At 61.7% G+C, this 15091-nt stretch carries 20 protein-coding genes and 1 pseudogene; 13 read left to right on the forward strand and 8 right to left on the reverse strand.

Features of this window, described 5'->3' with window-relative positions; all coding sequences use genetic code 11:
- Positions 1-6 precede the first annotated feature (6 nt).
- Positions 7-564: a hypothetical protein gene (locus D0550_RS01000; protein ID WP_116807226.1), complete on the forward strand. Its 558-nt coding sequence runs from the start codon at positions 7-9 to the stop codon at positions 562-564.
- Positions 561-2024 (forward strand): PepSY-associated TM helix domain-containing protein, encoded by a 1464-nt coding sequence (locus tag D0550_RS01005; RefSeq protein ID WP_116807227.1) that lies wholly within the window; start codon positions 561-563, stop codon positions 2022-2024. The genes D0550_RS01000 and D0550_RS01005 overlap by 4 nt, the downstream gene beginning before the upstream one ends.
- Here D0550_RS01005 and D0550_RS01010 read toward each other — a convergent pair.
- Complete coding sequence (locus D0550_RS01010) at positions 1984-2505, reverse strand: hypothetical protein (protein ID WP_116807228.1); 522 nt, start codon at positions 2503-2505, stop codon at positions 1984-1986. The genes D0550_RS01005 and D0550_RS01010 overlap by 41 nt on opposite strands.
- Before the next feature lie 213 nt (positions 2506-2718).
- Here D0550_RS01010 and D0550_RS01015 point away from each other — a divergent pair, with 213 nt between their 5' ends.
- Positions 2719-4263, forward strand: a complete 1545-nt coding sequence (locus D0550_RS01015) for a cation:proton antiporter (RefSeq protein WP_116807229.1) — start codon at positions 2719-2721, stop codon at positions 4261-4263.
- Positions 4264-4426: 163 nt separating this feature from the next.
- Here the strand turns inward: D0550_RS01015 and D0550_RS01020 are convergent, their stop codons facing one another.
- Positions 4427-5185, reverse strand: coding sequence for a DUF899 domain-containing protein (locus tag D0550_RS01020; RefSeq protein ID WP_116807230.1), 759 nt, complete (start codon positions 5183-5185; stop codon positions 4427-4429).
- Positions 5186-5269: 84 nt separating this feature from the next.
- Between D0550_RS01020 and D0550_RS01025 the strand changes: the two genes are divergently transcribed.
- The gene (locus D0550_RS01025) at positions 5270-5857 is read left to right on the forward strand and encodes a DUF488 domain-containing protein (protein WP_206606017.1); all 588 of its coding nucleotides are present in this window, start codon (positions 5270-5272) and stop codon (positions 5855-5857) included.
- Here D0550_RS01025 and D0550_RS01030 read toward each other — a convergent pair whose 3' ends face one another.
- The 6 genes from D0550_RS01030 to minC all read right to left on the reverse strand — a co-directional run bounded on the left by D0550_RS01030 (position 5858) and on the right by minC (position 9891).
- Entirely contained in the window at positions 5858-7120 is a 1263-nt protein-coding gene (locus tag D0550_RS01030; RefSeq protein ID WP_116807232.1) for an RNA polymerase sigma factor, read from the reverse strand.
- A gap of 7 nt (positions 7121-7127) precedes the next feature.
- Positions 7128-7502: a YciI family protein gene (locus tag D0550_RS01035; RefSeq protein ID WP_116807233.1), complete on the reverse strand. Its 375-nt coding sequence runs from the start codon at positions 7500-7502 to the stop codon at positions 7128-7130.
- A gap of 92 nt (positions 7503-7594) precedes the next feature.
- Positions 7595-7852: a hypothetical protein gene (locus D0550_RS01040; RefSeq protein WP_116807234.1), complete on the reverse strand. Its 258-nt coding sequence runs from the start codon at positions 7850-7852 to the stop codon at positions 7595-7597.
- A 142-nt stretch (positions 7853-7994) separates the two neighbouring features.
- The gene (gene minE / locus D0550_RS01045; protein ID WP_116807235.1) at positions 7995-8255 is read right to left on the reverse strand and encodes a cell division topological specificity factor MinE; all 261 of its coding nucleotides are present in this window, start codon (positions 8253-8255) and stop codon (positions 7995-7997) included.
- A gap of 2 nt (positions 8256-8257) precedes the next feature.
- A complete protein-coding gene (gene minD, locus D0550_RS01050) occupies positions 8258-9070 on the reverse strand; it encodes a septum site-determining protein MinD (RefSeq protein WP_116807236.1) in 813 nt (270 codons plus the stop codon).
- A 68-nt stretch (positions 9071-9138) separates the two neighbouring features.
- Positions 9139-9891, reverse strand: coding sequence for a septum site-determining protein MinC (gene minC / locus D0550_RS01055; protein WP_116807237.1), 753 nt, complete (start codon positions 9889-9891; stop codon positions 9139-9141).
- A gap of 201 nt (positions 9892-10092) precedes the next feature.
- Between minC and D0550_RS01060 the strand changes: the two genes are divergently transcribed.
- From D0550_RS01060 to D0550_RS01095, 9 genes and pseudogenes are all read left to right on the forward strand, one after another.
- A complete protein-coding gene (locus tag D0550_RS01060) occupies positions 10093-10896 on the forward strand; it encodes an adenine nucleotide alpha hydrolase family protein (RefSeq protein ID WP_153066989.1) in 804 nt (267 codons plus the stop codon).
- Positions 10897-10979: 83 nt separating this feature from the next.
- Positions 10980-11804, forward strand: a complete 825-nt coding sequence (locus tag D0550_RS01065; RefSeq protein ID WP_116807239.1) for an isocitrate lyase/PEP mutase family protein — start codon at positions 10980-10982, stop codon at positions 11802-11804.
- 147 nt (positions 11805-11951) lie between these two features.
- Positions 11952-12119 (forward strand): annotated as a pseudogene (locus D0550_RS36725) (BrnT family toxin); the annotation flags it as partial.
- Between the two features lie 55 nt (positions 12120-12174).
- Positions 12175-12573, forward strand: coding sequence for a BrnA antitoxin family protein (locus tag D0550_RS36730; protein WP_206606018.1), 399 nt, complete (start codon positions 12175-12177; stop codon positions 12571-12573).
- 25 nt (positions 12574-12598) lie between these two features.
- Positions 12599-12865, forward strand: coding sequence for a hypothetical protein (locus tag D0550_RS01075; RefSeq protein WP_116807241.1), 267 nt, complete (start codon positions 12599-12601; stop codon positions 12863-12865).
- Positions 12866-12946: 81 nt separating this feature from the next.
- On the forward strand, positions 12947-13318 hold the full coding sequence (locus tag D0550_RS01080; RefSeq protein ID WP_116807242.1) for a methyltransferase family protein: 372 nt from the start codon (positions 12947-12949) through the stop codon (positions 13316-13318).
- Between the two features lie 40 nt (positions 13319-13358).
- A complete protein-coding gene (locus D0550_RS01085; protein ID WP_116807243.1) occupies positions 13359-13718 on the forward strand; it encodes a hypothetical protein in 360 nt (119 codons plus the stop codon).
- A complete protein-coding gene (locus D0550_RS01090) occupies positions 13708-14322 on the forward strand; it encodes an NUDIX domain-containing protein (RefSeq protein WP_206606019.1) in 615 nt (204 codons plus the stop codon). The genes D0550_RS01085 and D0550_RS01090 overlap by 11 nt, the downstream gene beginning before the upstream one ends.
- A 329-nt stretch (positions 14323-14651) precedes the next feature.
- Positions 14652-15041 carry a DUF1801 domain-containing protein gene (locus D0550_RS01095; RefSeq protein WP_116807310.1) on the forward strand — a complete coding sequence of 130 codons (390 nt, stop codon included), beginning with the start codon at positions 14652-14654 and terminating at the stop codon, positions 15039-15041.
- The last annotated feature ends 50 nt before the right edge of the window (positions 15042-15091 follow it).

Consider the following 15091-nt stretch of genomic DNA (forward strand, 5'->3'; position numbering starts at 1 on the left):
ACAGCAATGATCAGTACCATCGCGGCCTACGCGCTCGGCATCGCGGGCGTCGGCTGCTTGTACGGCTCGTGGAAAGATCGGCTGGCCGCGCAACTGCGGCCGACGCTGCTCGGCTGGCTGCTGCTGATCGGCTCCGGTTACCTGGCGATCCAAGCCAGCGGCGCCGAATTCGGCACCACGGTGATCTTCACTGCGCCGGCGCTGGTCGCCTGGTTGCTGGTCGCCGTCAATCTGGAACTGCGTCAGAGCAAGGTCCGTAAGCGCAAAGTCGCCGAGCCAACGGAGCAGGTCGAGACCGACGGCACGCGCAGCCTGTCGCGTCATCTGTTGTTGTTTGTAATGACGGTGCCAGTGAGCGCAGCCGCCGCGGTTTTTGTCAGCGTCGCACTCGCACGAGCCCTGCCCTTCAGCTATCTGAGTCACATCGCCTTCGCCGTGTTGTTCATGCCGTTCGTGTGGGGATGCGCGGCGTACTGGGTGATTGCCGACAGCAAGCCCGCGCGCCCGGCGATCACCATCATCGTGCTGGGGCTGATCGGCGTGGCCACCGCGGGGCTGAAATGAACCTCATTCCTTCCGCGAGCCTGGTCAAACAATCGCTGTCGAGCCATTCGTGGCTCGGCCTGATGGTCGGCGCGTTGATGTATCTGGTGTGCCTGTCCGGCACGCTGGCGGTGTTCTATCCGGAATTGGAGCGCTGGGAACAGCCGCAGATCCAGGAAGTGCAGGACTACGACCCGGCAGCGCTGGAGCGTGCGTACCACGAGCTCGTCGCGAGTGGCGTCGAAGTCACGGAGCACATGTACATCAGTCTGCCGTCGCCCGAGGCGCCGCGCGCCAGCATTTCGAGCGAGCAGGAAGGCTGGTTCATCAATCCCGACGGCTCACGCGGCGAGCGAGTGAACCATGACTGGACCCACCTGCTGATCAATCTGCATTTGTATCTGCACCTGCCGGAAAGCTTCGGCATGTACATCGTGAGCGCGCTCGGTGCAATTCTGTGCGGCCTGATCGTCTCCGGGCTGATCGCGCATCCCCGCATCTTCAAGGATGCGTTCGTGCTTCGCCTCGGTGGCTCCAAACGTCTGGAGCAGGCGGACATTCACAATCGGCTCAGCGTGTGGAGCTCACCATTCCAGTTGATGATTGCAATCACTGGCGCGTACTTTGGATTCGCGCAGATGATGGCGCTGGTGTTCGCGGGCATCTACACGAATGGCGACACCCTCAAGCTGTTCGAGCAAGTGTATGGCGAGGAGCCGAAGCTGGAGCAGACACTCACTCCGATCGCGCTCAGCAAGGCGATCCAGCAGACGCGTGCGATGGCGCCGGGCACGACACCGCTGTATGTCACCATCGAAGAGGCCGGCAAGCCCGATCAATTCATGCTGGTCGGCACCCAGCTGCCGGATCGATTGATCTACGTCGAGCAGTATCGCTTCGACACCGCCGGCAACTTCATCGACAAGATCGGCTACTCGGACGGCCCGCCGGGCCGCCAGATCGTCTTCTCGACGTATCGCATCCACTTCGGCCATTTCGGCGGCTTCGGCGTCAAGGTGCTTTATTTCATTCTTGGGCTGGCGATGTCGGTCGTATCGGTCACCGGTTTCAACATCTGGTTGGCCAAGCGCAAGCGACGTGACTTTCTGAACACCGCGTGGGCAGGGCTCGTGTGGGGCACGGTGCCGGCACTCGCACTGTCGGCCATCGCGCTGGTGTTGCTCGGCATTCCAGGCACGCTCGTGTTCTGGATTGTCATTGCGATCGCGGGCGCCGTCGCGCATCGCTGGAAGGATGAAACATTGGCGAAGCGCCGGCTGCAGATCGCGGGCGCAGTTACGATTGCCGCGCTGGTCGTGGGTTACATCGTGAAGTTCGGTAGTGCCGCGTTCACGCCGATCCCACTCGGCGTGAACGCAAGCATGCTGGTGGCCGCAGCAACGCTGCTGATGATGGGAATGAAACGCACCGCGCCCGCGCTTACTTCTCTTCGGGAGCCTGATCCGGCAGCGGCGGAATGACCTGCCCGGGATACCAGAACTTCAGGTGGCAACCTTCGCACACCTGATCCATGGTTTCGCCGGCGTCCATGATCCCTTGCGGGCTGCGCTCTTCGGCGGCCTTCAGGAACTGCACGCCGACATCGTGCAGCGCCTGCCCGAAGCCGACGAACGCCGCGCGATCCGCTGCGATGGCTTGCTCCGACTCGGTGGCCGTGAGATTGCCCGGTGTGCCGTGGTCCTCGAGTTGCTTGCCTTCACGTGCGACATGCCGCCCGTCGAGTAGCAGCAAGTTCGCAGACTCGGCCAGGATGAGCGCCTGCCTGCGCACCTCCGCCCATTCCTCATCCGTGCGCGGCTGCTTCTCTTCAACACCTTCGGCCGTTTCCGTCGTGCTGACCGATTCCCACAGGAAATCCGCGGCCGGATCGATCATGTCCTTCATGATGTCCTGAATGCCGGCGGTCAGTTTGATCGGGCTCGGCGCGGGCGGGGCGGCCACCGGCTGGGTCTTGCTACACGCTGTAAGTGCGCCAGCTACCGCAAGCGCCACGAGAACCCTAGCCACCCGCGGTGAATTGATCATCCGGCCACCCTGGTTGTTGGAATACGGGCCGTCACTGTACCCGCGGCTCTGGCGGCCTTCATAAAATTAGAGTCAAGATGGTCTGCAGATTGGAATGTGACCGCCTGCTAACCGGAGCAATGCGCCGTCATGACCTTCTTCGAGACTTTGCTGATGCTCCTGTTCGTCGCCATCCTGCTGTTGCAGGTGACCCGACGCTTCGCCATCCCCTACCCGACCATGCTGGCGGCCGCTGGCGTCATCATCGCGATGCTGCCGTGGGCGCCCCATATCGTCATTCAGCCCGAGCTCGCGCTGGCGCTGTTCATCGCGCCGGCCTTGCTCGATTCTGCGTTCGACTTGCCACCGCGGGAGTTGCGACGGCATTGGCGACCACTGGTTGCGCTGGCGGGAATCGCGGTGATTCTGACGACCGCAGCAGTCGCGTGGACTGCCGTTGCACTCCATGGATTTCCGCTCGCTGCCGCGGTCGCCTTGGGCGCCATCGTCGCTCCGCCCGATGCACAGGCTGCTGCAGCCATGCTTGCGCGAGCAGAAATTCCTCGTCGCATGGTCAGCGTGTTGAAAGGCGAAAGCCTGCTCAATGACGCTGTTGCGCTGTTGATCTTCGCGGCGGCCGTCAGCATCGCCACTTCGAACAAGCCCGCGACCCACTTGATTCCCGAACTGGCTTTCGCGGTGCCCGGCGGAGTGCTGTTGGGGATCGCGATCGGCACGACGCTGGCGTGGATGATGCGCTGGATGTATGGAACGTTGAGCGCAACGCTGTTGGGCTTCATTGCCACCTTCGGCGCGTGGATCGTCGCCGAACGGATGCACCTGTCGGCCATCCTTTGCGTGGTCGCGTTCGGAATGACGATCGCCCACATCCTGCCTGCGCGCACGCCGCCTCGCGAACGGGTGCATACCTACGCGGTGTGGGAAGCCATCGTGTTTCTATTGAATGTGCTGGCGTTCCTGCTGATGGGCCTGCAAGCCAGCGGGATCATCCGGCGGTTGAACCCGGCCGAGATCTGGGAGGCGTGCGGGTTCGCGGCCACGGTGTTCGGCGTCGTCGTGCTAGTGAGATTCGCCTGGGTGATGCTGTACATGCGAACGTATGCATTCGTGGCAGCGAAGCGTGGCAGGAAAAGCGCGAGCAACAGCTGGGCGCACGCCGTGCTCGTCTCGTGGTGTGGCATGCGAGGGCTTGTGACATTAGCAACGGCGATGTCCCTGCCAAGCACGTTTCCGCAGCGCGACCTGATCGTGCTGAGCGCCTTCGCGGTCGTGCTCGGCACATTGGTCGTGCAAGGGTTGACGTTGCGGCCGCTGATCCGTCTGTTGTCATTTCCGCCGGATCGCTCCTTCGCGAAGCAGATCGCGGCGGCTCGCCTGCAGTTGCTGGATGCCGCCGTCAGCAGCATGGCGAATCGCGACGACCCGGCAGCGATTCGATTGCGCGATACCTACGAAGAGGAAAGACGAATCACCGAAGCCGGCGATCATCCGCTCGATGTGAGCGAGTTCGACGCCTTGCGCCGTGAGAACATCGCAACCAAGCGCAACAAGCTTGCCGAGCTCCGCAGCGAGGGCGCCATCGACGACGATGTCTTTCACGCCCTGGAACAGGAGCTCGACTGGGCCGAGCTCGCTGCCTCACCGCCCCAAAGCGTGGAGCTGGTGGAAAGTTAATCCGCTTTCTTCGACTCAGGCGACGGCGCCGCCGCTGGACGCGACCGTTCTGTCTCGGCTTGTTTGCGAGAACGCCGACGAGTAACGACGAAAGCGGTCAGTCCACCGGCCGAGCCAGCTCCAGCAGCAATCCATGCTGCCGCGGCAAAACATGCGGGGCACATCAGGCAGTCTCCTGGTCACGAAGATCGTGGGTGACGCTCGCCTCGACCGGGTCGGCGCCGTATCGATCGTGATGCCGGACCCAAGCCATCGGGAACTCGAGAGCGCCTTCGTCGCGACCCTTCGGCGCCAGGTCCAGGAAGTTGTACGTGTTCGCCAACATCTCACAGCCGCGGGCGTAGCTCGAATACGTATGAAAGACGTTTCCGGCTGGGTCCTTGTAGAAAACGCTGATGCCGTGAGTCTCCTCGGCCGGATACTCGAGCAACTCGTAGTTGTAATAGGCCGTGTTGTTGGAAATGTCTTGCGGCGTATGCGACGCCTGGAAGTCATAGTTGAAATCGGTGCCGTGCGAAGACACCCAATCGAACTGCCAGCCCATGCGCCGCCTGAACGGGGCGATCTGCGAGTACGGTGCGCGCGACACAGCCATCACTTTCACGTCGCGCTGTTGCAGATGGACGAGCGCGCCGTCGATGTGGTCGGCAAGGAATGAGCAGCTCGGACATCCCGCCGGCCAGTCTGGTCCCAGCATGAAATGGTATGTCATCAACTGACTGCTGCCGTCGAACAGATCGGCCAGCGTCCGGCGTCCGTGCGGGCCTTCGAACACATACGGCTTGTCGATGCGTACCCAGGGAAGCTCGCGCCGGGCGGCGCTGAGCTCATCTCGCAAGCGGGTCAATTCCTTCTCTTTCTGCAGGAGCTGCTTGCGGGCGGCCAGCCACTCGTCTCGGGACACGATTGGGTTATTCTTCATCGCCTTGCTCCGCCACTTGGGTTGATGAGCCTAGGACGAACGGCGAGCAGCGCTTCCGACACGCATCAGCACTTTTGCCCGGTCATGATCCATACCGTCGGCCATTCCAACCATCCCATCGCGCACTTCCTGAAGCTGCTGCAGGGCCAGGGCGTGACCCTGCTGGCCGACGTGCGATCAACGCCTTACAGCCGGTTCAACCCGCAGTACCGGCGCGACGCGCTGCTCGAAGAGCTTTCACGGCAGGGCATCGAATATCTGTTCCTCGGGGAGGAACTGGGCGCCCGGAGCAAGGATCCGTCGTGCTACGAGCAAGGGCGCGTGAGCTATCGAAGGCTCGCGGCGACGGAACTTTTCCGACAAGGCATTGATCGCCTGCTGGCGGCCGCGAAGTCACATACGGTCGCCATCATGTGCGCGGAAAAGGATCCACTTGATTGTCATCGCACCATTCTGGTCGCGCGGGAGTTGGTGAAGCGCGGCGAGGACGTGGCGCACATTCTGGCGAACGGCGCGGTGGAGTCGCACGATCAAGCCATGCAACGCCTGCGCGAGAAGTTGAAGATCGAGCCGACGGATCTATTTGGCGGCGATACGAACGAACAAGCGTACGAGGTGCGCGGCCAGCAGATCGCGTATGTCGATCCGAAGGCGGCGCGCGCCTCGAAATAGTCAGTGCGCCTGCCGCTTCTTGCCTTCGGCGGCCAGCTTGTCCAAATGAGTCCGAATGTGCGCCGCTTCAGCGGCCGTGTTCGCCAGCGAAATCGCTTTATCGAACGCCACGCGCGCCTCGTCGTTCCGATTCAGCTGCATCAGCAAGCCGCCGCGCAGTCCATGGAAATGAAAGTAGCTCGACAGCGCCGACTCGAGCGGCTCGACCATGGCCAACGCCGCCTCCGGCCCCTCGCACTTCATGACGGCAACTGCACGATTCAACGTCACGACTGGCGATGGCTGGATCGTTTCCAGCAATGCGTACAGCCGATCGATCTCGTTCCAATTGGTGTCTTCCGAGCGCGGCGCACGCGCGTGAACCGCCGCAATCGCCGCCTGAATCTGATACGGCCCGGGCTGCTGCAAGCGAACCGCTTTATCCAGCAGTGCAAACGCCTCGGCGATCAACTCGCGCCGCCACAAGCGACGGTCCTGATCGTCCATCAAGACAATGTTCTGCTCTGCATCGAGCCGCGCCGGGGCGCGCGCGTGCTGCAACAACAGCAGCGCGTTCAGCCCCAGAATCTCCGGATCGCCACGAAACAAACGCAGCAGCAGCCGGGACAGACGAATCGCCTCCTCGCACAGCGGCTCGCGAATGTGCAGCTCGCCACCGCTCGCCGAATAGCCTTCGTTGAACAGTAGATAGATCATCGCGGCGACGGTGGACAACCGCTCGGCCCGCTCCACCGCTCCCGGCGTCTCGAACGGCACGTCGGCTTGGGAGATCCGTCGCTTCGCGCGAGTAATGCGTTGCTCCATCGCAGCTTCGCCCACCAGGAAGGCGCGTGCGATTTCCGGCACCGACAAGCCCGAGACGATGCGCAAAGCCAGCGCGATCTGCTGAGTCGCAGGCAAGTCCGGATGGCAGCACACGAACAACAGCCTGAGCACGTCGTCGCGATAGTCTTCGCTGTCGAGCCGGTCGGCCATGGCAGTCTCGGCGTCGCCTGTATCGGAAAGCACTTCCTCATCGGGCAACGCCTGCTGTTTGCTGCGCTTACGCGCCTCGTCGAGCGCGAAATTGCGCCCGACCAGAATCAGCCAGGCCGCCGGATCCCGGGGTGGACCGTTGACCGGCCACTTCTGCAAGGCGCGCAGGCACGCTTCCTGAAACGCCTCTTCGGCGGTCTCGAGATTGCGGAAGTAGCGCAGCAGCGCGGCGACCGCCTGGGGCCGCGCGCCGGTGATCGCTGCATCGATCCAACTCAGGTCGCTCACGCGTCACTCACTTACCAGCAGCGCTCTTCAGCACCCCTGGCTCGAAGAATTGCACCGGGCGAATTTCCATGCAGCCGGGCTCGTGCACGAGCTCACGCGCGGCGGCGATGACTTCGTCCAGCGTGTCGCAATCGAACAGGTAGAAACCGAGCATTTGCTCCTTGGTCTCGGCGAAAGGCCCGTCGAGCACCATCTTCTCGCGGCCGCTACGCACCGACGTGGCCGTGGTGGTCGGCATGAGGCGCGCGACCGGGCCGAGCTTGCCCTTGGCGGCAAATTTGGCGAGCACTCCCTGATGGTGCGCCATCACCGCGTCGTCCTTTTCCTTCGACCACGCGCCGACGACCGCTTCGGAGTTGTAACAGATGACCGCATACAGCATGACTTGCTCCTCTATGAATCAAGGACGAAGCAGTATGACGGATTCCGACAGTGCCCCGATCGGGCGGGGCGCGGGGCAGCTCCGGTCAACGATCAGTCGCAGGCAACCGCAGCCAGAACCAGGGGCAACTCGTTGATCTTGGAGACGACGATGCGAAAGCCGTCGGCGGCCAGCTCGGCCGGATCGAGCTCGATCTGAATCTGCAGGTATTCGTCGCCGAGCCGTTCGCTCGCGACCGTGCGCGGGATGAGGTTACGCGCCTGGAAGAATTGCAGGACGCGAACCAGTGCACCTGGATCCGCTTCCACCACCGCTTTGAGCCGCAGAGCTGCAGCATTGCCGACTTGCATGATTGAACGCCTCTGAGTCACCGGAATTCACAATTCGCATCGACACCCCGGCATCCGCGGATGCCGGGCGGCGAATTTGAATCCCGATGATTCGGTGGGCGGTCATATGGCGTGCAATATAGCCCAGCTGGCCGAGCGCCGGCTATGCCTTGCCCTTCTCCGGCAGCGCCACTGTGAACTCCAGCACCTCGTGGCCGTCTTCCTTGTCCAGGTTCATCTGCACGGCGTCCGGATCGACATTGACGTACTTGCGGATGACTTCGAGCAGCTCACGCCGCAGGGTCGGCAAGTAGTCCGGACCGCCCAGCGCAGTACGCTCCTGGGCAACGATGATGCGCAACCGCTCTTTCGCCACGTTGGCAGTCGGCGGGGAGGAGCGGCGAAAGAATGCGAGCAATCCCATTCTCAACCTCCGAACATGCGGGCCAGGAAGCCCTTCTTGGGTTCTTCGAGGAACCGCAACGGCAGGGTGTCGCCCAGCAGGCGCGCGACCGCGTCCTCATAGGCCTTCGACACGTCGCTCTGCTCGTTGAGGATCACTGGCGTACCGGCGTTGGACGCCGACAGCACGTCCGGCGACTCGGGAATCACCCCGATGACGTCCAGGCCGAGGATCTCCTTCACGTCGGCGACGCTCATCATCTCGCCGGTGGCGACCCGGCGCGGGCTGTAGCGGGTCAGCAGCAGATGTTCCTTGATCTTCTCCTCGCCCTTCTCGGCACGCTGCGTCTTGCTGGACAGCAGGCCGAGGATGCGATCGGAATCGCGCACCGAGGAAACTTCCGGATTCACGACCACGACGGCGCGGTCGGCGTAGTACATCGCCAGGTGCGCGCCCTTTTCGATGCCGGCAGGCGAGTCGCAGATGATGTAGTCGAAGCCGTCTTCGATCATCTCATCGAACACCTTGCGCACGCCTTCGAGCGACAGCGCGTCTTTGTCGCGCGTCTGCGAGGCAGCCAGCACGAACAGGGTCTCGATGCGCTTGTCCTTGATCAACGCCTGCTTGAGCGTGCAGTCGCCCTGGATGACGTTGACGAAATCGTAAACGACGCGGCGCTCGCAGCCCATGATGAGGTCGAGGTTGCGCAGACCGATATCGAAGTCGATCACGGCGACGCGCTTGCCCCGGCGTGCCAGGCCGCAAGCGACGCTGGCGGACGTGGTCGTCTTGCCGACACCCCCCTTGCCGGAAGTTACAACGATGATTTCAGTCAAAGTGGGAGTCTCCTTGCGGAAGTTTATGATTCTGGAATTCGAGAGTAAGGACTGGGCGGGCCTGCACTTCAGCCACCGATCCGGGCGAAGCGCAGATCGTCGCCATCCAGCCAGGCTTGCACGGGCTTGCCGGCCAGCTCGGGCGGCAAGGTCTCGAACACCCGGAACACGCCGGCGATGGAAATCAGCTCGGCATGAAATTCCTGGCAGAACACGCGCGCAGTGACTTCGCCCCGGGCCCCGGCCACGGCGCGACCGCGCAGCGTTCCATAGATATGTACGCAACCATCGGCGATCACTTCGGCGCCGGCGCCCACCGTCGAGGTGACCACCAGATCCGAATTGCGCGCATAAACGCGCTGCCCGGAACGGACCGGCTGATGCTGCATCAATGAAGGCGGATGCAACACCGGCGGCTCGCTGGGCGGCGGCGCGGCCTTGGGCGCCTCTTTGACTACCGGCTGCACCGGCGAAGCCTTGCCCTGCACGCGAAATTGCGTGAGCACCGGAACATCGAGCGCACGAGCCAGCGTGTCGACGGCCTGGGTTCCATGCGCCAATCCGACCGTGAGCATGCCGGCACGCCGCACAGCATCGAACACAGCGCGCATGTCACTCGTCGTGGGCTCTTTTTCCAGTGCGCTCAGGTCCAGGCACACCGCGGTCCGCTCGAAAAACTGCGGCGCCGAGGCCACGCGACCGGTCAACTCATCGAGAATGACCCCGGCGTCGGTAGTGCGAATACGCACCTGCGCCAGACCGACCTGGCCAAAACGGATTTCGACGGCTGGTTCTTGCACAGCTTCGAGAGGTTTATTCATCGCTGGTTTTCGCACAGGCCAGAGGGACTTTGCCGAGGCGAAGTGTAGCGGATGCTGCGCTCTCTGCGTGCGTAGATGCAAACTGTCGTGCGGCATCGACAGCGGTTTTTCATAGCGCCAGGGAACGATGGACGACCCCGGTTCGTCATTCCACGAGTTGGCGGGCGGCGCCCGCCACGAAATTGTTTGGCGAGGGCTCCCATGGCAACGACGCCACTACTATGGACGGGAGGATGGGACTCCACCTTCCGGTTGCTGACTCTGCTGCTGCGTGAGCAGCGCCAGGTGCAGCCTTACTACATCGTCGACAGCTTGCACTATCGGCCGGCCGTGCCTGCCGAGCGCGAAGCGATGCGGCTGATCCGCCAGGCGCTGCTGAAACGCCGGCCCGAGGCGGCTGTCAGGTTGGCCGACACCGTCGAATGCCGACTCGCCGATATCGACGCCGATCGCGAGACCCAGCATTACTACGAACGTTGCCTCGCCATCGGCTTCATCGGCGGTCAGTACGAATGGCTGGCGCGCTACTGCCGCCAGCACGACATCGACGGCATGGAGCTGTCCATTCACCGGGACGACAAAGCCCGCGAGCTGCTCGTTGAGCTGATCGGCCCGAGCCGCGATCGACTCGCCCCACGGTTCGCCGGCGATTGCCGCTACGAGTTGTTCAAATCGTTTCGCTTCCCGCTCTTCGACACGACCAAGCGCCAGATGCAGTCCGAGGCGCGCGCCGGCGGCTTCGACGAACTCATGAAGCTCACCTGGTTCTGTCACCGCCCGCGCCGCGGCCAACCGTGCGGCACCTGCAATCCGTGCATCTACACCATCGAGGAAGGCCTCGGTGAACGGGTGCCGCCGAGCGGACGGTTGCGATATCACCTGCGCGTCGCGCCCCGGCTTCGGCATTGGCTGACGCGTCATCCCGATCTGTACATGCGCGTGCGCTCGCTGTATCGCCGATTGCGATCTTCCTCCGTAGCGCCTCCTCGCACCTCCGCAACCTGAGGAGCCGCTTAAGTTCCTGACAGCGGGTGGCGGGTTTTCCGAGTAGGTTGGCTCCGAACATGAACTTCAGGAGATCTCGCGCCATGTCCGCCACCCAAAAAGATAAAGCCGCCGCATTCCGAGCGCTGCACGACCAACCTCGCCCGTTTGTTATCGCCAACGCGTGGGACGCCGGTTCTGCGATGCTGTTTGCAGGGATGGGTTTTCCGGCAATCGCGACCTCGAGCGCGGCCTTCGCCAATACGCTGGGCCGACAAGACGGCAAAATCAGCCGCGACGAAGCGCTTGCGCACGCGAAAGCGCTGGTTGAAGCGGTGGATGTGCCAGTGTCGGCCGATCTCGAGAACGGGTTTGGACACGCACCGAGCTTCGTCGCCGAAACAATCCGCCTCGCGGCCCAGACGGGCCTGGCGGGCGGCTCGATCGAAGACCACACCGGCGAGGCGACCAAACCGATTTATGACTTCGAGCAGGCGGTCGAGCGTGTGACTGCAGCGGTGGAGGCAGTTAAATCATTGGGCACGCCGTTCATCCTCACCGCCCGCTGCGAAAACTTTCTGCACGGCCATCCAGACCTGGACGACACGATCCAACGATTGCAGGCGTTCGAGAAGGCGGGCGCGGATGTGTTGTTCGCGCCAGGGCTGCCGGATTTGAAGGCGGTGCGGGCTGTTTGTTCCTCGTTATCCAAACCCGTGAACTTCATGGTTGGAATTCCGGGGCGGTCGTTCAGCGTGCCGGAGCTGCAAGAGGCTGGCGTGCGAAGGATTAGCTTAGCGACGTCGTTGCATCGGGCGGCGATGAGTGGGGCTTATCACGCCGCGCGTGAGGTTCTTGAGAAAGGAACGTTTGAGTTTCTGAATGGACTGGTGAGCCCGAAGGAACTGGGCAAGCACTTGCGCGGATAAGAGTCAGAAGTTTTGCGAGCGGTGGAGTCGGGGGATTGCAGCCGACTCTGTCGCCGTGCCGCGTATTCCGTGATCGGGGAACCCAGCAGTCGCAGGGGCGACGTGGGCAGCTTTGACCTATTGGATGGCTGTATATACGCTCCGCCTATGCGTTTCACGTGGGATGAAACCTGGAAGGCTCATGGCTTCGACTTTGTCGACACGCCACGAGTGTTCGAGGGACCTACCTTCACGTTTGAAGACGATCGGTTCGACTACGGGGAACAGCGCTTGGTATCGCTCGGATTTCTCGGCGGCATCGCCGTTTCGATCGTTCACACCGAGACTACCGAACGTATTCACGTCATCTCTTTTCGCCGAGCAACCCGCAATGAAGAAGCGATCCTCTTCAAAAGCATCCAAGACCGACTGGAAGCGCGTGCGCGCTATGAAACAGAAGGGCATCAGCATCTCCGGGGAGCATCCGGAGGCCGACATGCAGCATATCGTTCGCGGCATTGTTCGTCGCGGACTGCAGCCAGTGTCACCAAAAGCGTCCATCGCCCTGCGGGTAGATGCGGATGTCCTCGCCTGGTTCAAGGCGCAAGGCCCCGGTTATCAAACCCGCATCAATGCCGTGTTGCGGGCATTCAAGGATGCCTCGCTCCAACCAACGCCAATATCGTTGGTGACTCCGATGAAGAAGCGCTACGATTTCTCGAAATCCGTAAAGAATCCGTACCTGCGCAAGCCTAAGAAGCAACGACGGAGTTCGTACGTCGCGCACTGAAAAGCGACATTGAAGGAAAGCTGCCATGCTGGGCAAACCACGCGCGTTCGTTCATTTCTTCGTTTTCGTGGCCATCCTCGGCCTCATATTGGCGATTGGATCGCGCACGCTCAATTCTGCAATTGCATTCATTGGCCTCGGGTTCTTCTTGGTTGGCTCTATCGTTGCAGTCCGCAGAATCTGGAAGGAACGCGGCAATCAACCAGCGAATACATTCCCATCCCAGATATCTGTACTGCCGAAGAAGTGGCAGAAATGGGTTCTCGGAGAAGACGACGACGGCAAGGGCTAGGGCTCACCCATCTTCACGAGAGCAGTCATAGCATTCGTCGCGCTGCCAGGCATCGTTGCGTATCTGGTGCCCGGCGCATGGATGTGGCTCACGGATCGAGCGCTCCACTGGCCGTATGGCCTCGCACTGATCGCACTCGGCACCTTCGGTCTGCTGTGGTGTGTCCGAGACTTCTACGTATCAGGCAAAGGTACGCTCGCCCCGTGGGCACCTCCGCAATCGCTAGTGATCGTCGGCCTGTACCGCTACAGCCGCAATCCCATGTATGTGTGCGTGTTCACTGTCCTGGTGGGCTGGTCTATTTCGTTCAGTTCGATTGGCTTATTAGCCTACGCACTCGCGATCGGGGTCGCCTTCCACCTGCGCGTGGTGCTCGGCGAGGAACCTTGGCTGGCGCGCACGCACGGCGTCGCCTGGCAGCAGTACACTCGACAAGTCAGACGTTGGCTCTAAGGCAGCTGGCGGCGTTGGAAGGCATTCCCATGGAAATGTCATGAAGACATCCAAATTTGAAAAGCTGGAGCTAGAACTGGCGGCCGAAGAGGAGAAGCTCAAGCAGCACCTTCTGCGCGTTCTGCCGGAGGCCGCTGAGAGCGGATCTAATGTTTTCACGAACACGGAGTTCAACCCATCAAATCTGCCATCTCATCTTTTCGGCTCGGACGCTGAGATTCTGCTCAATGGTGCTCGGGAGTGCCTCAGACTGCGACGGGCTGTTGGATTGGACTCAAAAGGATCGGTTGGCGCCATCTTCCTGGAAGCTTGCCAAGAGCATGCGAGCAGAGATCCGCAGGCTCGCGGTCCCAGGAAGTTGGCCTCGTCGGTGCTTCGAGCGCTAGGCGATGGCACATAACAAACCGCTGCTACAGGCTCACACCGGAATGCGCAGCGCCATACGAGAGGAAGTTGCCTCCATAGAACCGTTCGACGCGCTGGAGCGCGCGCATTGCGAAGATGCGCTTGCCTGGATCGACTCCGGCGTCGAGCTGTGCCGAACTCAGAAGCCGGCGACACCGCCGAAGCACCTGATCTCGTACTTTGCACTGGTGGATCACGACTATGTGCTGCTCGTGGATCACAAGAATGCACGACTTTGGTTGCCAAGCGGTGGCCACGTTGAGCCGGGCGAACATCCGCGAGCCACTGTAGCTCGGGAGTTGCAGGAGGAGCTGGGACTCAGTCTTAGCGATGCTCCCGAGGCGCCGCTGATGCTGACTATTTCAGAAACCGTGGGCATTACCGCGGGCCACACCGATGTTTCGCTCTGGTACGTGATCCATGCCGATCGTCGCCTTGCACTGGAATTCGATCGGGAAGAATTCCACTCCGTGCGGTGGTTTCATTTCAATGAAGCACCACTGCCCCGGAGCGACCCTCATCTGGGGCGGTTCTTGGGGAAGCTGGCTCTAGTCAGTCGATCACCTCGAGTGCGTGCGACAACGCGCGTTCCGGGTTAACGACGGCGTTGAGCGCCGGGGAACGCAGAAAATGCACAAGGCAAGCGCCTATCAAGTTCTGTCGCGGGAGCTCGAGCGGTGGACATCGATCCCTCATGGTGAGCTCGCGGCACTGGTAGGAAAACCCTCCGTAGTAAAGTACGCAACCATCAGCGGCGAAGAGATCGCAATCGAGATTACGCTGCACTGGCACGACCAAGACCGAACCGCAGTTCGGATCCTGGGAGTCGCGAATGGGCCGAGCCATTGGCGGCTGCAGCGACTCGAGGAATCAGTCGTGGTTGCTCTCGTCCGATGAGGGCGCACTATCAAGAAAGGCAGAAACCGTGATTCATCTAGACACCAAGCAGTACAACAAATCTCAAGCGGCCAGCGATCGGCTAATCTGTGAGCTGCTGGCACAAGAGATCGAGCGCGGGTTGCCTGAGGCAGAAAACAAGGTGTGGCACGCACATCCAGTGTGGTTCCTGGACGGCAATCCAATCGTTGGCTACAGCAAACTGAAAGACTGCGTGCGCTTGCTTTTCTGGAGCGGTCAGTCTTTCGCCACCCCTGGCCTGAAGCAGGAGGGTAAATTCAAGGCGGCAGAAGCTCGGTACACATCTGCCGATCAGGTTGCAACAGGCCCCTTGCGCAAATGGCTATCGGAGTCTCGTGAAATCCAGTGGGATTATAAGAATCTCGTTCGTCGCAAAGGCAAGTTGGAACGGTTGAAGTGAAGACGCGCGGCTGAAACCCAGCCCCGGCGGCGTGCCAGCCACCGAGGCCT

This window comes from Steroidobacter cummioxidans (assembly GCF_003104955.1).